The sequence below is a fragment of the Mangrovimonas sp. sgz306409 genome (assembly GCF_059735265.1).
The window spans coordinates 260,019-280,299 of the sequence record NZ_JCAPEU010000002.1 but is presented as its reverse complement, the minus strand read 5'-3'; the positions used below and the strand labels follow the sequence as shown (position 1 = coordinate 280,299).

14 protein-coding genes are annotated in these 20,281 nt (G+C 40.5%); 1 reads left to right on the top strand and 13 read right to left on the bottom strand.

Annotation, left to right across the window (positions count from 1 at the left end; translation table 11 throughout):
* Positions 1-34 precede the first annotated feature (34 nt).
* From AC6I5C_RS04600 to msrB, 6 genes are read right to left on the bottom strand one after another with little or no spacing between them, the layout of a single operon-like run.
* On the bottom strand, positions 35-1,120 hold the full coding sequence (locus AC6I5C_RS04600; protein WP_497904142.1) for a diphosphomevalonate decarboxylase: 1,086 nt from the start codon (positions 1,118-1,120) through the stop codon (positions 35-37).
* A 9-nt stretch (positions 1,121-1,129) separates the two neighbouring features.
* Positions 1,130-1,660, bottom strand: a complete 531-nt coding sequence (locus tag AC6I5C_RS04595; RefSeq protein WP_497904141.1) for a DUF1697 domain-containing protein — start codon at positions 1,658-1,660, stop codon at positions 1,130-1,132.
* Positions 1,657-2,886 (bottom strand): BaiN/RdsA family NAD(P)/FAD-dependent oxidoreductase, encoded by a 1,230-nt coding sequence (locus tag AC6I5C_RS04590; RefSeq protein WP_497904140.1) that lies wholly within the window; start codon positions 2,884-2,886, stop codon positions 1,657-1,659. The genes AC6I5C_RS04595 and AC6I5C_RS04590 overlap by 4 nt, the downstream gene beginning before the upstream one ends.
* Positions 2,883-3,749: an acyl-CoA thioesterase gene (locus AC6I5C_RS04585; RefSeq protein WP_497904139.1), complete on the bottom strand. Its 867-nt coding sequence runs from the start codon at positions 3,747-3,749 to the stop codon at positions 2,883-2,885. The genes AC6I5C_RS04590 and AC6I5C_RS04585 overlap by 4 nt, the downstream gene beginning before the upstream one ends.
* 57 nt (positions 3,750-3,806) lie before the next feature.
* Entirely contained in the window at positions 3,807-4,355 is a 549-nt protein-coding gene (gene msrA, locus AC6I5C_RS04580) for a peptide-methionine (S)-S-oxide reductase MsrA (protein WP_497904138.1), read from the bottom strand.
* The gene (gene msrB, locus AC6I5C_RS04575; protein ID WP_497904137.1) at positions 4,348-4,806 is read right to left on the bottom strand and encodes a peptide-methionine (R)-S-oxide reductase MsrB; all 459 of its coding nucleotides are present in this window, start codon (positions 4,804-4,806) and stop codon (positions 4,348-4,350) included. Before msrB ends, msrA begins: the two co-directional genes overlap by 8 nt.
* A gap of 153 nt (positions 4,807-4,959) precedes the next feature.
* Here msrB and AC6I5C_RS04570 point away from each other — a divergent pair, with 153 nt between their 5' ends.
* Positions 4,960-8,211, top strand: coding sequence for a T9SS type B sorting domain-containing protein (locus AC6I5C_RS04570; protein WP_497904136.1), 3,252 nt, complete (start codon positions 4,960-4,962; stop codon positions 8,209-8,211).
* A gap of 5 nt (positions 8,212-8,216) precedes the next feature.
* On the opposite strand, the gene AC6I5C_RS04565 is transcribed toward AC6I5C_RS04570, so the two are convergent.
* The 7 genes from AC6I5C_RS04565 to AC6I5C_RS04535 all read right to left on the bottom strand — a co-directional run bounded on the left by AC6I5C_RS04565 (position 8,217) and on the right by AC6I5C_RS04535 (position 20,157).
* On the bottom strand, positions 8,217-9,875 hold the full coding sequence (locus AC6I5C_RS04565; protein ID WP_497904135.1) for an alpha-amylase family glycosyl hydrolase: 1,659 nt from the start codon (positions 9,873-9,875) through the stop codon (positions 8,217-8,219).
* 3 nt (positions 9,876-9,878) lie between these two features.
* Positions 9,879-11,687, bottom strand: coding sequence for an alpha-amylase family protein (locus tag AC6I5C_RS04560; protein WP_497904134.1), 1,809 nt, complete (start codon positions 11,685-11,687; stop codon positions 9,879-9,881).
* A 92-nt stretch (positions 11,688-11,779) separates the two neighbouring features.
* Positions 11,780-13,684 (bottom strand): glycoside hydrolase family 13 protein, encoded by a 1,905-nt coding sequence (locus AC6I5C_RS04555; RefSeq protein WP_497904133.1) that lies wholly within the window; start codon positions 13,682-13,684, stop codon positions 11,780-11,782.
* 5 nt (positions 13,685-13,689) lie between these two features.
* Positions 13,690-15,804, bottom strand: a complete 2,115-nt coding sequence (locus AC6I5C_RS04550; protein ID WP_497904132.1) for a glycoside hydrolase family 97 protein — start codon at positions 15,802-15,804, stop codon at positions 13,690-13,692.
* 48 nt (positions 15,805-15,852) lie between these two features.
* The gene (locus tag AC6I5C_RS04545) at positions 15,853-18,162 is read right to left on the bottom strand and encodes a glycoside hydrolase family 65 protein (protein WP_497904131.1); all 2,310 of its coding nucleotides are present in this window, start codon (positions 18,160-18,162) and stop codon (positions 15,853-15,855) included.
* Positions 18,159-18,815: a beta-phosphoglucomutase gene (gene pgmB / locus AC6I5C_RS04540; RefSeq protein WP_497904130.1), complete on the bottom strand. Its 657-nt coding sequence runs from the start codon at positions 18,813-18,815 to the stop codon at positions 18,159-18,161. The genes AC6I5C_RS04545 and pgmB overlap by 4 nt, the downstream gene beginning before the upstream one ends.
* Complete coding sequence (locus tag AC6I5C_RS04535) at positions 18,808-20,157, bottom strand: MFS transporter (RefSeq protein WP_497904129.1); 1,350 nt, start codon at positions 20,155-20,157, stop codon at positions 18,808-18,810. The genes pgmB and AC6I5C_RS04535 overlap by 8 nt, the downstream gene beginning before the upstream one ends.
* Positions 20,158-20,281: the final 124 nt, after the last annotated feature.

The following is a 20,281-nucleotide window of genomic DNA, read 5'->3' as shown; positions in this document are numbered from 1 at the left end:
AAGTTTTGTCCCTTAAATTATTCATTTTTCACCTTTAATTCTCAATTAATTTGGCTCCAAAACCAATTTGGTCGCAAATATATTGCTCATTTTGACAATAGCCAACCAACTCGTCCTTAATAAATTCCAAAATTCGGGTTGCTTCTGCCTTCGGATACAATACATGTACATTCGCACCAGCGTCCAAAGTAAATCCTATGTGAAGGCCTGTCTTTTCCCTGAAAGCCCAAATCTTTTGGATGATTTCAAGCGTATTTGGTTTCATTAAAATGAAATACGGCATGCTCGTCATCATCATGGCGTGCAGTGTAAGTGCCTCACTTTCTATGAGGGCAATGAATTGCTTTAAATCCCCAGCTTCCAGAATAGGCTTTAATTTTGCTAGATTGTCATGAGCCTGTTCAAAACGCTGTGACGCAAAAGGATGGCCGTACATCAAATTGTGCCCAACTGTACTGCTTACCTGTTTTTCACCTCGATCCACCAACAAGATTGTATCTTGATAGTCCTTAAAATTATCGTGAACTGCATATGGATACTTTATTCCAAACAAATCAGTACTACCTTCAACCGTTTCGTTTTCTCCCCAAACAATCAAATCGCCTTCTATACTCCTACAGGCACTTCCAGATCCCAAACGTGCCAAAAAAGAGGCTTTAGCTTTAAAGTCAACCTCTGAAATTTCAGGATTCAATTCCCTCTCGATACTCATAAGGCACAATGCCAAGGCACTCATACCGCTTGCAGAAGAAGCAATCCCTGAACTATGAGGAAATGTATTGGACGTCTCTATCTTGAATTGAAAATGCTTTAAAAATGGCAAATAGCTTTCTACTCTCTGAAAAAATGTAGCAATTTTCGGTTTAAAATCCTCCTTTTGTTTGCCATCCAAAAACACTTCAAACTCAAAATCATCATGATTATCTTTGGCTGTATATGTAAGGGTGGTAATGGTTTTACAATTGTTCAAAGTAAAACTGATGGATGGATTCTCTGGAATTTGATCTTTCTTTTTCCCCCAATATTTCACAAGTGCAATATTACTTGGCGACTCCCAAGTCACCTTGCCATTTGCAACTTGATTACTGTATGGCTTTGGGATAAAATCGTTTGCTGTCATTTGCTCATTTTATGCCGACAAAGATAACAACTTTAGCATAGTTTTATAGTTTCTTGCGGTGGCAGTAACCTTTAATTTCCGTTCAAAGAAATTATTACTGTATTTGGCTCGTCCATAACCTGTAGCACAATAAAAATAGATGCAATCTCCTATTATGACAAATTCTTCATTGGGATAAGATACTTCTGAAGCTTCCGCTACCAATGTTTCTTCCGGGGTTTCAAATAGCAAGGTGAAATAGCTGTTTTGTTTTTTCTCTTCGGAAAAAGGGCAAGCATCAAAAACGCTTTGCAACTTCTCCGGTGACACCACCAAAACAGGGACCTCAAAATCAAACTCCGATTGAATGGCGGATTGAATTTTCTCCTGCAAATTCAAAAGATCGGTATCAGAAGACTTAAAAACCACATTCCCACTCTGGATATACGTTTGTACCTCTTCCAAACCGGAAGCGGTTAGAAACCCCCTTAATTGGGCCATGGGAACTTTTTTCTGTCCGCTCACGTTAACCCCTCTTAATAATGCGATATAGGTATTCAAAATGCTATAGCTTTAGATGCAAGGTAAGCCCCAGTCCAAGCATTCTGGAAATTGAAACCTCCGGTAACCGCATCAATATTCAACACTTCCCCTGCAAAAAAGAGTCCCGGAAACAACTTGCTTTCAAAGGTCTTAAAATTGACTTCTTTCAAATCTACACCTCCAGCCGTTACAAACTCATCTTTAAACGTGCTTTTGCCATCTACTTCAAAAACGGCCTTGGTAAGTTGTGAAGCCAATGCGTCCAATTGTTCCTTATTCAAATCTGCCCAACGGGTATCAGGATTGATATTGGCTGCCAACACCAACTGTTGCCACAAACGTTTGGGCAATTCATATTGCGTTAATTTATACACCGTTTTCTTTGCTAAGGACCGCTTCAAATCCTTCAACATTGCCAAGCAGTCTTCAAAAGATTGCTTTATAAAATTGACTTCTATTTGAAATTGATAGTTCTTTTCTGCCAACTCAAGAGCCCCAAAAGCCGAAAGTTTTAAAATTGAAGGCGCACTCATACCCCAATGGGTAATTAATAAAGGCCCCTCACTCCTTAAGTCGGAATCCAAAACGGCTACTTCCACATCCAAAGCCACCACTCCAGGGATGTCTGCAATGCGCTTATCTTTTATATTGAAGGTGAATAATGATGGTACAGGAGCAACCACAGTATGCCCCAAGCGCTCCAAAAGTTTCCAAAACTTCACGCTGCTTCCTGTCGCGATTAAAAGTTTATCGCAAACGAAGTCCATGTCCTTAGTTTGTACTTTAAAACCTTCCGTTTCACCATCAATACTCTTTTCAACCTCCAAACTGGTTACGTTTTGACTGTAAAGCACTTCAATCCCGTATTTTTCAGCCTCAGCTAAAAAACAATTGATAATGGTTTGAGAAGAATCGGAAACCGGAAACATCCTTCCGTCCTCTTCAATTTTAAGTTCCACACCTCGTTTTTCAAACCATTCAATGGTATCGCCTGTCATGAATTGATGAAACGGACCCAAAAGCTCCCTTTCACCCCTAGGATAATTCAACACCAATTCCTGCGGCATGAACTCTGCATGGGTAACATTACACCTACCACCTCCAGACACTTTTACCTTTTGAAGACCTTCCTTATTCTTTTCCAGAATACAGATTTGCAATGCCGGGTTTTGCTCAGCGATATTGATGGCTGCAAAAAAGCCAGCAGCCCCTCCACCTACTATAATGACGTCAAAATGCCTCATTTTTTTAAAGGACGCATTAAACCTTCTTGTGCTACAGAGGCAACAAGTTTACCATCCCTGGTAAAAATATTCCCTTTGGCAAACCCACGGGCGTTGGACGCATTCGGAGACTCAATGGCATAAAGCAACCAATCGTCAAAATCGAAATCCCTAAAATACCACATGGAATGATCCAAACTAGCCGTTTGGGTATTCCCCCAATGGGCCTTACTGGCATGCCTGTTCATTGCAGCAGCCAAAATATTATAATCTGAAATATAAGTCAGGATTTCCTGTTTTTGGGACAAGTCCAAGTTGGAACTGTCTCCCTTTAACTTGAACCAAACATTGGTGGAAGGTGGCAAATCCTTTTTATTGAATGGGTCTACAACCTCAACTGGTTTAAATTCTATAGGGCGCTCAATTTGCAAAAAGCCTTTGGTCCTTGGCGGAATGGCTTCCCCAAACTGCTCCAACATATCACTCCAACTTAACAATTCCTCTGGCTGTTTAATATTCTTCGGAATTTCTATCTGATGATCGTAACCTTCCTCCCTTTTATGAAAAGAAGCCGATAAAATAAAAATAACCGTCCCATTCTGGCTAGCTGTGACACGTCTAACCGAGAAACTTCCACCGTCCCTCATACTCCCAACATCATAAGTTATGGGCAATTCCAAATTACCAGCTTCCAAAAAATAGGCATGCATGGAATGCAATACTCGCTGATTGGTAATAGTGCGGTACGCGGCATTGATGGCCTGGGCCAACACCTGTCCTCCAAACACATTGGGACTCCCAACAGTTTTACTAAGACCTTGAAATTGGTTTTCAGAATTAGAATCTAAATGAAGTAATTGTAATAAGTCGTTTACTGAAGTCATACGATTGGCTTTAAAGACACTTGGCAAAGGTCTTAAAAAATACGCAAAACCCTACAATTAAGTCTTAGACTTCAGCCGGGACTGATGCATTTGTCTTAATTTGGACAATTTCGGAGCAATCACAAAACTGCAATACCCCTGATCGGGATTATTACGATAATAATTCTGATGGTAGTCCTCGGCTTTATGGAATGCTTGCAACTCAGTAATTTCAGTAACGATAGGAGATTCAAAATACTGCGCCATATCTCGCAACACATCTTCGGCTATTTGTTTTTGAACATCGTCATGATAAAAAATCACCGAACGATACTGCGTCCCAACATCAGCGCCTTGTTGGTTCAAAGTTGTTGGGTTGTGAGTGGTCATGAAGACTTCCAAAAGTTCCTTAAATGAAATTTTAGAAGGATTTAATGTTACTTGCACCACTTCGGCATGCCCCGTCAAACCAGAACAGACCTCCCGATAGGTTGGAGTTCCTGGAACGGTTCCACCCATATAACCTGAAACAACGGCCTCAACGCCATCAAGCTCCTGAAACACAGCTTCGGTACACCAAAAACATCCGCCACCCAAAGTGGCTATTTCATATTGATTATTATTCATGTTCTGACTCTTTTATCATTTGTAACGCTGCTGAATTGACACAATAACGCAACCCCGAAGGCTCAGGCCCATCCGGAAACACATGTCCCAAATGAGCATCACAGGCATTGCACAAAATCTCTACCCGAAGCATTCCTAACGAATTATCTTTTACATATTTAATTGCATTTGGCTGAGCTGGCTGAGTAAAACTTGGCCAACCCGAATTGGATTTAAACTTACCAGACGCATCAAACAATAGAACGCCACAGCAAACACATTGGTATTTCCCTTCTTCATACATATGACACAATTCCCCTGTACCTGGTGTTTCCGTTGCATGTTTGCGGGTAATTCTAAACTGGTCCCAAGTCAACAGTTTTCGCCATTCGTCCTCTGTTTTTTTAACTCTACAATTTGGTTCTAGATTTCCATGCACTACAAAGTGCATGATATCTTTCCAATACAACATACAATCATTTGTTTTTCAAAGAACTAAAATTAGTTCTTTTTCATTTCACATCCATAAAACTGAAAATAAACAGACATTTTCTATTTTTTATTGACAAATACCTATATTTATCGCTTATTCCCCACATAATTTGAACTAAAACAACGCATTTTTATGCTAAAAATGAAAAGTGGTTTCACCTTCTTCTTTTGCCTGATAACTAGCATGTGCTTTTCTCAGTTATCAGATTTCAACCTATCCGTTACCGCTACCGATGAAACTTGTTCTGGGAATGGCGCCATAGAAATGACAGTATCCAACACTACAAGCGGTGCCACGATAATATATAACTTGTATCTTTTACCTGACACCACAGCTCCAATAGCACAAACCTCGGAGAACGCTTTTAATGGCCTAGAAGCAGGGGATTATTTGGTTGAAGCCATCCAAGTTTTGGGCTCGGAGGAGAACACGCAGCAGCAAAATGTAACCATAGAAAATCTCTTTTCTGAATTGGATTTTGAACTTTCCGGTTCCACAGATTGCGAAACCATGGGGTCCATTACGGTAAATGTCACCTCAGGAAATGCCGAATTCTACGAAATCTTTTCGGGTCCAGTAACAGTCCCTCAGCAAACCAGCAATACCTTCACAGGCTTGCCCACAGGCTCCTATTTGGTTCGTGTTTATGACTTCTGCGGCAATGCATTGGCAAAAACCTACAGTCTATTCCCCCCAAACAATAACTTAGATATCTCTTCAACAACGCTACCCGCGGTGTACACTTCCTGCGAGGAAGTCACTGTAATCTCGACATTGACTGCTGAAGAAAACTTCCCTCTTATATACCCGCTCACAATTACCTATACAGTCACACCTTCTTCAGGGACACCTGTAGAAACCTACACCCAGACAGTTACCGAAGGAGACATTAACGAAATTGAAATTAGCACGATTGTCACGCTTTATGATGATTTACCCTTTGAAGTAAGTATTGTAGTGGAAGATACCTGTGGCAACCAATTTACAGCAGAGGAACTGTTGGATCCAGCTCCAACAATTTTATTAAGCGATATCGTAAACGAAGTTTGTGGCTCCTATATAAAGCTTTTTGTAAACGGGTTCATGCCTCCGTATACAGTTTCTTTTGACGAATACCCTGATGATTTTGACCCTGCCGCCTCTAACAGCAGTTATCCCGGACCATATTCCGAAACCTCAATTACTTTTGGAGACACGGACATGTCCGTACCTGTTGGCGACTATACGCTAACCCTTACAGATGCCTGCGGAAGATCTAGCACTGCAAGCATTAACGTAGAAGATTTGAATGAAGATCCAGACCCTCCTATTGTTAATGCTGGAAACAACACCTGTGACCCCTCAACTGGAGAATTGAGTATTTCCATTGCGGATAAGGATGTGGTGAGTGTAGTATTTATCTCTGCTCCGGACACTTTTAATTTTGAACTGCCTTATGACGCCTCTGAATTTATAGAAGGGGGCATATATCTCAATTATGATATTCCAATAGGCGATTATATTATTTTGGTTACCGACAATTGTGGTTACGAACATTATGTTGAAGTTACCATCCCTGAATTTGTCCAAATGGATATTTTCAGTTTTAGTACGCCAAGCTGCGATACAGGATCAGGAACCCTAAGAATTTCATCACCCTATGGCTTTCTAACTTCCGTGATTATTACCTCAGCTCCAGCTGATTTTACGGAGCCCCTCCCCTATGATTATAGTGCAGCGATTACCTCTGGAGGTGTATTTTATGTTGGCTCACTTCCTTCTGGATTTTACACGTTTGAAGCGATTGATGAATGTGGCTATGAATATACAGCGGGTGCCTCTGTAGAATCCTACTTCCCGAACCCCAATGCCTATATTTTGGACAAGAACTGTGGTTCTTTTGACGTGGGCATCAACGACACTGATGAAAGTGTCACCAACAGAAGCTGGTGGTTTCAAAAATACTTCCCGGAAAGCAACGCCTGGGGGCACCCCTATTCCGGTGTCACCTACACCGAAGGAGACGTCCCCAATGAAAGTAATGCCATTGAAATAGAAAACGAATCGATGATTTACAATATTTTCCTTGTGGGTGAATTCAGAATCATTAAAGCATTTCAACCCTACAACAACATTGACCCCAGCTATTATTGCATGGACATTTTGGGACCCTTCTTGATTACTTCTGAACTTATTATTAATGATGTATTCGACCTTAATTGTGGTAATATGGGAAGCACCAATGATGTGTATTTTGATGTCACGGGAGTAGAACCTTTCAATTTTAGCATTACCGCTCCCTACGTTTATGACAACGGTACGAGTAACATTTTTTATGATTTGGATCCCGGCATCTATGAATTTAAAATTGAAGATGCCTGTGGAAGTATTAAAAACACTACGATCAATTTAGAAAACCTTGCGCCTTTAGCCAGAGCCAACACCCCAGACAACATCGTGGAATGTGTGGATGACGGCTCTAGCAATGCAACCTTCGACCTTAGCACCCAAAACGGCCAGATATTGGGCGGACAAAATTCAGATGACTATACGGTAACTTATCATTTAAGCCAATCTGATGCCGAGACAGGAGATAATCCTCTACCCTACTTATACACCAACACCAGTAGCCCTCAAACGGTATATGCCAGGGTAGCCCATAATACATTAGATTTCTGCCCTGCAACCACTTCTTTTGAAATTACGGTCGGTACTGTTCCTCAATTAAGCCCGGATGAGTTTATATCCATTTGTGAAGGCGGCTCGGTGCTACTTACAGCAGACCCAGGATATTCTGCGTACGAATGGTCTACGGGAGCCACTACCAATGCCATAGCTATAACCGACAGTGGCACCTATACGGTTAGTGTTAAAAATGAATATGACAACTTTTATTGCGAAGCCATAAAAACCTTTACAGTGGTATCTTCCAGTATTGCTACCATAGAAAACATTGAAACCACCGATTGGTCCAGCACCGATAATTCCATTACGGTTTATGTTTCAGGGATTGGAGATTATCAATATTCCATAGATGGGATCAACTATCAAGACAGTAATAGCTTTACAAATTTAGAACCTGGGGCTTATACAGTTTATGTGATGGATCTTAATGGCTGCGGTGTGGTGAGTGAAGAAGTCTTTCTTTTGAATTACCCTAAATTCTTTACTCCAAATGGTGACGGACACAATGACCTTTGGCGCATTAATTTCGCTGCCAACGAACCTAAAATAGAAATCATCATTTTTGATCGTTTTGGAAAACTAATCACCTCCTTTGGCTCCCAAGATTATGGTTGGGATGGCACCTACAATGGCTATAACATGCCTTCTAGTGATTATTGGTTTCTGGTCAACAGAGCCGATGGTACTACTCACCGAGGCCATTTTACATTAAAGAGGTAAATTAATTAGTGTTTTTCCAATAACACCGTATCAAAATTGGAATCTACAGTTACTTTTCCAGATACAACCTTAACCTCTTGATTTGAATAAAAATCATATAAGGCTTCACCCTCTGCAAAGATATTTGACACATTCAATTCCTTTGGTCCTTTATTCAAATAAATGCCAACAACCACCTCATCATTAAACCCATCTTTAGAATAGGTCCTGGCAAACACATAAGGTTCTTTGGATAACATCTGGTGTGTTCCGGCTCCTACTGCAGGATGATTTCTTCGGAATTGTCCCAATTTTTGCCAATGGGCTAAAATAGCTGCCGTCTTTGGGTTACTTTGTAAGTCTTCCCAATTCATAAAAGATCTTAAAGTAGCGTCACCCTGGGTCCCATCAATCACTAAAGGTCTCGCCAATTCATCCCCATAATACATTTGGGAAGCTCCTGGGCACAATAGCAACCTATTGGCTGCCTCAAAAGGTTTTTCTCTCTTTGGATCGAACGGCTGAGCGTCGTCATGGGAACTCATATAATTAAGTACACTGTACCCTTTCAAAACAGAATTCAAGCTATCTGAGTACTTTTTGAACATGCTCTCATAATCCATTTGCTTGGCATTCCATTTCGCTTCAAAATTGATTAGACTATTAAAAGCTTGATCAAAATAATTCACTTTTTGATCTCCAAAATCAAAGTATTTTCCACCACTAATCCCGTAATTATAAACCTCTCCAATTAAATAAAACTCATTATCATCCAATATTTTTTCTGGATGGTTCATTCTCCATTGAGCAAAGGCATAATCGCATTCTTTTTTAAATTCTTGCCAAACATAAGGCTCGGTGTGCTTTACCGTATCCACTCTATAGCCATCTATCCCGAATTCGGTAATGTAATCGGTGAGCCATTTCATGATATAAAAACGAGGTGCTCTTGGGTGACCTGTTCTTTCAAAAAAAGTGTCCAACTCGGCAACTTCTTCTTCATAACGCCCTTCAGCCTTCCACTTCTCTACAAGCTGCGGAGGCAACTCAACATCGTCATTACTTTCAGTTCTAATATCCGGAAGATTAGCCACCAAAGTGCATTCAACAGTAGTTCCATAATCTTTATAGGAACATTGCGGATTGGTCCGCACCCAATTATCTGGCCAAACAGGATCCATATTTGTCACTGGCCCCGTATGGTTAATGACAGCATCCAACAAAATACGAATACCATGTTCGTGAGCCACCTTTACCAATTCATGCAAATCTTCCTTGGTTCCAAAATTAGGATCCAAAGCCGACCAATCTTTGGTCCAATAACCATGAAAAGCATAGGTAGTTCCTGTGCCTTCATTATTACTTCCATGTATCTGCTCCACTATCGGAGTCATCCAAATAGCGTTAATGCCCAAATCTGTAAAATAGCCTTCTTCTATTTTTTGGATGACACCTCTCAAATCACCTCCTTCGAAACCACGAAGAAAACCGGTAACATTGTTACGACCAAAATTGACATCGTTTGAAGGGTCGCCATTATTGAAACGATCGGTCAATAGGAAATAGACATTGGCCGCTTCCCATACAAATGGAGCTTCGGGCTTTACAGTTAAAGTCTCAACTTTTTTCTCTTGACAATTCATCATTAAAATTGATAGACCTAAGATACATAGAAAGTGTTTCATAAACTACTGTAATTTAAGAATAAAAGACTGCAATGGTTTCAATGGAATTCTTGCCGTGGCACTGGAATCCGAGACATGCAATGTCGTTTCAAAATCATTATAAAGTTGATCTTTCAAATTGTAATCACCCGCTTGCAATTGCCATTTTTGCCTAACAGACTCTGGTAATTTCAAATCGAATTCCGTACCGAAATAAGGATCGAAATTAGAGACAATTATCAATTTTTCATTAGCATTCCAACGCGCAAAAGAAAATTGTTTCAAGCCATAGTGCTCGGTATGATGGGTATTGTAGGTATGTAATTCTTCATACTCCCCCATTAAAGCGCCACTTGAAATTGTAAAATTCAGCAAACGCTTGTAAAAATCACGCAATTCCAGCTCTTCAGGTGTCGATTTACCTCCATCAAATTGCTTCTCGTTTACCCAGCGTCTCAGGGTAGGAACACTTCCATAATCAAAAATGGAAGTTCGGGAAGGATCCCCAAAACCTAAATCTTCAGCTCCAGGCTCTCCAAATTCCTGACCAAAATAAATCAAGGTTGGCGACGTACTGATGGTTGCGGATAGCACCATGGCAGGTTTTGCTTTTTGGGCATCTCCTGCAAATTCCGGACTTGCAATACGCTGCTCGTCGTGGTTTTCCAAAAAGTGCAACATATGGTGCTCTATGTCGGACAAGTAGTCTTGAATTGGCGGAATATTATCGGTCTTGCCATGGCCCTGCATGATATGCTTCAGGGTATCATACAACTGAACCTTATCGTACAGATAATCCATTTTCCCCTTATGAATATAGGCTCTATATAAATCTGGATTGTACACTTCAGCCAATAAAAAGGCCTCAGGATTTTTCATTTTTATGGTTGAATTCATATAGCTCCAGAATTCCACTGGAACCATTTCCGCCATATCATATCTAAAACCATCCACTCCCTTTTCCAACCAATACAAGGCAATATCCTTAAATTTCACCCAAGAATCGGGCACTGTTTTATCTTTCCAAAATTGATAGTGTGCTTGGTAATCCTTATTTTCAAAACCTTCTGGCAACTCAGGAAAATCCTTATGTCCATCTGGACTTACCCCATAATTTATTTTTACAGTTTCGTACCAATCGTGAAAATTGGGCTGCGCCAAGCGCGATCCATTTCCGGTCCACTTGGCCGGGTTTTCATCAAACTTACCATCTGCCAAAGGATTTGGTTGTCCTCCTAGCGGTTGGTAATTGTTCTCTGGAACCGGCACTTTAAAAGCTTCACCCGGGATGTAATAAAAATTATTGTTAACGCTGTAAGCTTTTGAAGTATCATCCTTAGCTCCAAAGCTTTCCACACCCTTAGGATTTGTGATGCTTTGGTAGTTTCTTGCCACATGATTTGGCACGATATCGATGATGAGTTTTAATCCATTTTTATGAGTGCGCTCAATCAAGGCTTCAAACTCTTGCAAACGCTTGGAAACATCTTCTGCCAAATCAGGATTCACATTATAGTAATCTTTCACGGCATAAGGAGAGCCTGCCCGTCCTTTCACCACATCGGGATCGTCGTTGGATATTCCATAAGCGGTATAATCGGTGATGACATCATGGTGAGGCACGCCGGTATACCAAATATAGGTCACCCCTAAACCCTTAATTTCCTGAAGGGCTTTATCTGAAAAGTCATTAAATTTTCCAACCCCATTTTCTTCAATCGTCCCCCAAGGCTTGTTGGTAGCGTTGGTATTCCCAAAGAGTCGCGTAAACACTTGATAAACGACTTCTTTTTTAGGGGCATCAACTGAAATTGTTTGTGTTTCATTTGTCATAGGAGTCTCTGTTTTTTCCTTGCATCCCAAAACGAGAAGAAGCGCTACTGCAAAATAACATAAACGACTGAAAATCATAACCACAAAGTATTTTAAAATGTATTTAATGTTGATAAAAGCAGCATTCCCTTTGCAGGTAATGTTACATTTCTTTCCCAAACTATTGTTTCTTTGGAAAGAATGTTTGTCATAGATTTGCCTTCAAGTCCTAGTTCTGCAAAACGATCCAAGCCAATAGTTTGCGCCGTATTGTTTTTATTGATGATTAAAACCACTGTTTCATCTCCCAAGTTTCTGGACAGCAAGTACACCCCATTTTCAGGAGCAAAATGCATGGTACTTCCCTCGTGAATGGCCTTACTTTGCTTGCGATAATTCATTAGGGATTTTACAAACTGCTGCATGTCTTTCTTCTCAGCAGGCAAACTATTTCCTGTAAAGGCATTCACTGCATCAGTATCCCAACCTCCAGGAAAATCTGTTCTAATCAGTCCATGGTCGTGAGGTTTGGCAGTGTTCTGCATTAAAATTTCTGTACCATAGTACATTTGAAACGTACGAGGCATCAAAGCCATGTAAGCTAAAGCCATTTTGGTGTGCGGAATGTTTTCCTTTAACTGGGTGAACACACGATCCATATCATGATTATCAGGAAACACCATTATGGATTTTGGATTTGTGTAGACGAAATCGTTAGCCAATCCTTCATACATTTTCACCAAACCTGTTCCCCAAGTTTCTTCTTCATTCAAAGCTTTTACAATGGCTTCCTGCATAGGAAAATCCATCGTAGACTTTAAATGCGATTCGTAGCCTTGCTTATTGGGGGTTCCGGTTTGCCAATATCTTACCAAGAGAGGATTGACGCTCCATTCTTCCCCAACAATATTTAAATTAGGGTATTCGGTCATGATGGCACCGGCCCATTTCCCCATAAATTCCTTATCAGGATAAGGGTACGTATCCTGTCTGAGGCCTCCCAACTGAAGGGTTTCTACCCACCAAATGTTGTTTTGGATGATATAATTAGCCATAAAAGGGTTGCGCTGGTTCAAATCTGGCATTGCAGGTACAAACCAACCTTCGCTCATTTCTTTCTTATCAATTTTGGAGGCGTACAAATCCTGATTGGTCGTACGTCTGTGATTGGAGTTTTTCACCTTTCCAGTAGTCTCATAAGCTTCTTGTTGGTTCACCCAATCCTTAAAAGGTAAGTCCTTCATCCACCAATGGTAACTTCCGCAATGGTTCGCTACCATGTCCATGATGAGCTTCATCCCCTTTTGAGATACTTTTTGTGAAAGTGTTTTGTAATCCTCCAAAGTCCCAAACCTTGGATCTACCTCATAAAAATTGGTAATGGCATAGCCATGATATGAAGATTCTGGCATATCGTTGGTCAACAAGGGTGTTGGCCAAATGGCCGTAAATCCCATGCTTTCAATATAATCCAAATGCTGAATAAACCCTTCTATATCCCCTCCATGTCGACCATAATCATTTTTACGATCGATGATTTTTTCATTCATATTGGCACGCACATCATTAGATGTGTCGCCATTGGCAAAGCGATCAGGCGTAATCAAGTAAATGGCATCACTGCTGTTGAAACCTTCAAATTGCTCCGAAGACTTGTCACGTTGTTTCAGTTCATAAGTGATGCGTTCCTTTTCCTTTCTGCCATTTTTAAAGACGATATCAAAACTCCCTGCTTTCACAGAAGGCGCTATGTTCAAATCGATAAACAAATAATTGGGGCTATCTGCTTTATGGACTTTAACAATGGAAATTCCCGAAGCTTCCACACTCGGTGTAAGCTCACCAACATCTGGTCCCTTCACCAATAATTGCACGGATGGATTTTTAAAACCTACCCACCAGTTGGGTGGTTCCACCCTTTCAATTTGAGCATTTGTAAAAAGACTCAGCCCAAGAAAAGCACCACAAATAACTGTATGCTTTAGCCTTCCAAAAAATATCCCCAACACTTGTTTCATGATTCTTATTTAATCTCTGTTATACTAATGGCAAAACCTCCTCCTGGAGCAGAATACTGCGACAATTTAGATTTACTGGTCACTTTTTTTGTCTTAATGGTATAAGCCTGTGGGTTGGTTTTATAATGAGCATCCTTAGCATCGGCATAAATAGTGGCCAAATATTTTTTTCCATCTTCCAGAAAATCCAGTTTTATGTCGGCTGTTCGGCCGTCCACGCCGTTTACATTTCCAACAAACCAACTGCTACCCCCTTTTTCTTTTCTTGCAATGGTGATGTACTCTCCTGGCTCAGCCTCCAGATACACACTTTTCTCCCAATCTATAGCCACGTCTTTTATAAATTGAAAAGCATCCATAAACTGCTTGTAATGTTCTGGTAAATCGGCGGCCATTTGTAGCGGACTGTACATAGTTACATACAATGCCAATTGGTTAGCAATAGTACTGTTGACATGCGATTGATTGGCGGGATTCAATTTGCTGATATCCATTTCAAAAATACCTGGAGTATAATCCATCGGTCCTCCAATTAAACGCGTGAATGGTAAAATGGTCACATGGTTAGGTTTTGAACCTCCAAAAGCTTGGTATTCGGTTCCTCTTGCCGATTCGTTTCCAATTAAATTAGGCCATGTTCTACAGACACCAGTTGGTCTCACAGCCTCATGCGCATTGATCATGATTTTATGTTCTGCTGCCTGCTCCAAAGCATATTGATAGTGGTTGACGATCCACTGGTTATAGTGGTTTTCGCCTCTTGGCAATATATCTCCCACATAGCCACTCTTAACTGCAGTATAGCCATGGTCATTCATAAATTGATATGCCTGTTCCATATGACGCTCGTAGTTACGAACCGATCCTGAGGTTTCATGGTGCATGATCATTTCAACACCTTTGGATTTGGCATATTGATGAATGCCTTCCACATCAAAATCTGGATATGGGGTTACAAAATCGAAGACATAATCCTTGGACTTTCCAAACCAATCTTCCCAACCTTCGTTCCAACCTTCCACCAAAACAGCATCAAAACCATGTTCGGCAGCAAAATCAATATAATCTTTAACATGCTTAGTGTTGGCAGCATGGGTACCATTAGGCGTTGCTTTGGAAAAATCGGTTACGCCCAACTGCACTGCAGGGTAATCATTAGTGTAGGACCAAGAACTTTTACCCGTGATCATTTCCCACCAAACACCGATATATTTCACGGGTTTGATCCATGAGGTATCCTCAATTTCGCAAGGGTCGTTCAAATTCAAGGTAATTCTAGAAGCCAAAATATCTCTTGCATCATCGCTTACCATCACCGTACGCCAAGGTGTATTACAAGGGGCCTGCAAATAGCCTTTGTCTCCATTGGCATCTGGTGTTAACCAAGATTCAAACACCAAGTTTTTATCATCCAAATTCAAGTGCATACAGGAGTAATTGATCAAAGCCGCTTCATGGATGTTGATATACAAACCGTCATCGGTTTTCATCATCAAAGCTGTTTGAACACCTGTTTTAGAAAACTGTTCCTGCGAAGCATTTCCTGTTACAGCTGCATCAAACTTTCCTCTAATTTCAGATAGTCTTGATTTGGTATAATCGTATTCCTGGGTATCATAATCTCCTGGAATCCAAAGCGCGGTATGATCTCCCGCCATAGCGAATTGGGTACGTTCTTCCTTGATGACGAAATACACCAAATTTGGCTGCGACGGAAATTCATATCGAAAGCCCAAGCCCTCATCAAACAAACGAAAACGGATGCGCATGGTGCGATCCGTTTCGGTTTGCTTTAGAGTTACAGCCAATTCATTATAATGGTTTCTGATAGTTTGTTCTTCACCCCAAACAGGTGTCCAATTTTCATCAAAAGTTGCCGTTTCGGTATTTACAATTTCAAAGCCATTCAACAAGGAGGTTTTATCATCCTTGAGCTCCAAGCCCAAACTACTTGGTTTTACAACAGCCTTGTTTTTATAGGACAATTGATAGGTTGGCGTGCCGTTTTGTTTTAACGAAAATTCCATTTCCAAGGCCCCATTTGGCGATTGGAGCACCTGGGCCCAAATGCCCTGAAAGGCCAAAAACAACACTAAAAATAATATACTAACTCTCTTCATCTTTTTTCCTTTAATACCGATTCTTTACTTTTTATTCCAAACTCTGGGCTATCCCAAAGTCGCTGTAGTTCCTTTTGTTACTGTAATTGCTTGATCATTCACCAAAATGTCCAAAGTTTCACCCGTTTCCAATTCAAAGCTTGTTTGCTTTTGGGATACATTCACTTTCAAAATGTGATGTCTGAAGTTGACTTTGAAAGAATAACTGGTCCATTCCTTTGGAATTTTCGGTTCGAAGAACAACTTGTCTTCCTTCACGCGCATTCCTCCGAAACCTTCCACAATACTCATCCAAGTCCCTGCCATGGACGTAATGTGAAGTCCTTCGTGCACTTCTTTATTATAATCATCCAAATCCAAACGCGAGGTTCTCAAATAAAAGGTATAAGCCATTTCCATTTGATCCAATTTTGCAGCTTGAATGCTATGCACACATGGCGACAAGGAACTTTCGTGAACCGTAAAAGGCTCGTAGAAATTGAAATGACGTTCTAATTCTTCTGTAGAAAAATGGTCTTCAAAAAAGTAGAACCCTTGCAAGGTATCTGCCTGTTTGATATAAGGTGAACGCAAGATGCGGTCCCAAGACCATTTTTGGTTGATTGGACGTTCGGATTTATCCAAATCGGCAACCGTTATCAATTCCTTATCCAAGAAGCCATCCTGTTGCAAATACACTTGGTGCTCTTCGGAATATGGGAAATACATATTGCCAGACACATCTTTCCAAGCTTTTAGTTCCTCAGCTCCCAATTGGACTTTGTCCATGATTCTGGAATAATCTTCGGCATACTCGCTTTTTACCTTTTCAATGTTTTCCAAGGCATAATTGATACACCATTGTGCAATGTAATTGGTGTAGAAATTATTGTTGACATTGTTTTCGTATTCATTCGGACCTGTTACGCCCAAGATGACATATTTATTTTTTGCTGTTGAATAGGTTGCTCGCTGGTGCCAAAAACGGGCAATCCCAATCAAGACTTCCAATCCTTTTTCTGGTATGTAACTGTAATCGCCAGTATATCTATAGTAGTTAAAAATGGCAAAGGCAATGGCCCCGTTACGGTGAATTTCCTCAAAAGTAATTTCCCACTCATTATGGCATTCCTCTCCATTCATGGTTACCATAGGATACAAAGCCGCTCCATTTGAAAAGCCTAATTTCTCAGCATTTTCAATGGCTTTATCCAAATGATGGTAACGGTATTCCAACAAGCTTCTCGCTACATTTTGATCTTTGGTAGCCATATAGAACGGGATACAATAAGCTTCGGTATCCCAATAGGTACTACCGCCATATTTTTCACCGGTAAATCCTTTTGGTCCAATATTCAAGCGTGCATCCTTCCCTAAATAAGTGTGGTTCAATTGCAGAATATTGAAACGGATTCCCTGCTGTGCTTTTACATCACCTTCTATGGTGATATCGGCCATAGCCCAAATATTGTCCCAAGCCTCTTTTTGTTTTGCCAACAAACCTTCAAAACCTAAATTATACGCCTCTTGCAAAGCACTTTTGGCTGCGGCCACTAAATGGGTTTTATCGTGATTTCTATCTACCACATAACCTCCCATTTTATTGATAGTAAAGGTGTCGTTTGCCTTTACATCTGAAGCATATTCAAAACTGATTCTGGTATCGTTTTGAGAAATGTTTGGGGTTAAAGCAAGTGCTTTACCATTTACCAAACATTGCGATTCCATAAACGTACAGGTATGGAATTGCGTTTTCATGGTGTGAGCCTCTATGAAGGCTTGTACGCCATTGTGGGTAATGTTGGTAATGTTCCAAAATTTGTCATCCCAGTTGGAATCTTCATTGGTGATTCCTGCATCCAAATAAGGTTCAAAAACAATTGCCACATCTTTATTGAGTGGTGTCACCGAATAATTGATGGCGCCCACTTCATCTAAATCAAGACTTAAAAACCTTTTGGAGGCCACCTTTACCTCCACTCCATTTGGAAGTGTTGCCGTAAAGGATCTAGACAACCAACCTTCTTTCATGTTCAGTTCCCTAACAAAATCCTTCACTTCTGTACAAAGGTGCAAATCCAAAGCCTCACCATCCACATACACATTAATCCCTATCCAATTGGGAGCATTCAATACTTTGGCAAAATACTCTGGATAGCCATTTTTCCACCAGCCCACACGGGTTTTATCAGGATAATAAACCCCAGCGATATAGCTTCCCTGGAATGTTGGACCCGAGTACTGCTCTTCAAAGTTGGCACGTTGGCCCATGGCTCCATTTCCAATACTAAATAAACTCTCTGAGGATTTAACGCGATCTGGTTCAAATCCTTCCTCAATAATGGACCAATTGTCTGGTTTTATATAATCTTGATTCATTTTTCAATTAGTTCTTTAATAAAATCTGTTGAGATTTCTGTAAAATCATTAAATACATAATCGGCATCTCCCAATACCGTTTTATCTCCTATGCCTATGGCAATCATTTGGGCTGCCTTGGCCGCCTCGATTCCTGCCGACGCATCTTCAAACACGATGCAGTGTTTAGGTTCTATTCCAAGAGCTTCCGCCCCTTTCAAAAACACTTCTGGATTTGGTTTTCCTTTTACCACATGGTTACCATCCACAATTTGATCGAACTTTGAAAGCAAATCGACCTTTTCCAAAATAACCGTGGCATTTTTACTAGCCGAGCCCAAGGCAACTCCCTGTTTGTTCTCTATAAGGTAATTGAGAACTTTAGGAACGTCCGTTAGAATTTCTGAAGCATTCATCTGCTCGATGTAGTTCAGGTAATCGGTATTTTTGGAATCCATAAGTTCCTTGAATTCTGCTTCGGAAACCGTTTTGTTGCCCCAAGCCAATATCTTTTCCAACGATTTTACACGACTCACACCTTTCAATTGTTCGTTTTGTGTTTCGGTAAAATCCACGCCAATACTATTGGCCAACTTTTTCCACGCCAAAAAATGGTATTTTGCAGTGTCTACAATTACACCATCTAGGTCGAAAATAAATCCTTTCTTATTCATTTGCTGTTTCTATTATTTCATCCACATCCTTTACTCTTCTCACTAAAAGTGCCGCAATTAAAAAGCTCACTCCACTAGTTACCAAAGCCAACATGGCATTTTCGTTGTAAAAATATTTTACGATAGGTCCGCCTATAAAGGCATTAATAATTTGAGGGATTACGATAAAGAAGTTGAAAATCCCCATATAAACTCCCATTTTTCTAGCAGGAATAGACCCCGCCAAAATGGCGTAAGGCATTGCCAAGATACTGGCCCAAGCAACTCCTACGGCCACCATAGATAATATCAACCAATATTCATTTGGAGAGAAATACATTGATATTAAACCAATTCCTCCAATAATTAAAGAGATTACGTGAGTTCGCTTCCTACCAATCCTTGCTGCTATAACGGGTAAAAAGAAGGCAAAAATTGCAGAAACCAAATTGTACACTCCAAATAGCACCCCTACCCAGTCACCTGCATCTTGATACGCTGCACTATGCGTATCGCTAACCGGTAATCCGTAAATATGATGTGCTAAAGCTGGGGTAGAAAATACCCACATTCCAAAAAGACCAAACCAAGAAAAGAATTGCACCCAAGCCAATTGCCTCATGGTTTGAGGCATTTTAGCAAAATCTGTAAAAATATCCATCAAACTGGATTTTTCATCTTCAGGGATTTCTGCTTCATCAGACATTAGAGCTAATTCCTCTGGAGAATATTCTTTGGTTCTAAACACCGTAATAAGGACACTTCCAACCAAAATTGCCGCCCCTATTCCAAAGGACAGTAATAAGTGAAGTGGCACACCACCATCATCTCTGGAATTGGAAACCCCAAAAAAGTTAGTAAGCGCATAAGGCAACCATGAACCAACCACAGCACCTATACCTATTAAAACTGTTTGAATACTGAACCCTAAGGTTCTTTGATCTGTTCGAAGATTGTCTGCAACCAGGGCGCGAAACGGCTCCATGGCTACATTAAAAGAAGCGTCCATGATCATCAACATTCCAGCACCCACCCAAATGGCAGGCATAAATGCGGTGAACATATCTGCATTAGGCATTAAAACCAATCCCAGTGCAGCCAACAAAGCCCCCACTAAAAAATAAGGTCGCCTTCGACCTAATCTAGTCCAGGTTTTGTCACTATAGTGCCCAATTATGGGTTGAACAATTAATCCGGTAAGAGGTGCTACAATCCAAAACCATGACAATTCGTGAACGTCTGCTCCGAAAATTTGTAAAATCCTACTGGCATTGGCATTTTGAAGGGCAAACCCCATTTGAATTCCGAGAAACCCAAAACTCATGTTCCAGATTTCCCAAAAGCCTAATACACGCTTTTTCATTTAAATAGTACATTTTAATTGATACTATTTTGATAAGCGTTAACTTATCAAAACTTATAGGTGAGAAGTGAAAATATAAGTTTTGATCGGGTGTAAAGATAATAAAAAGATCTTTACCTAGGTG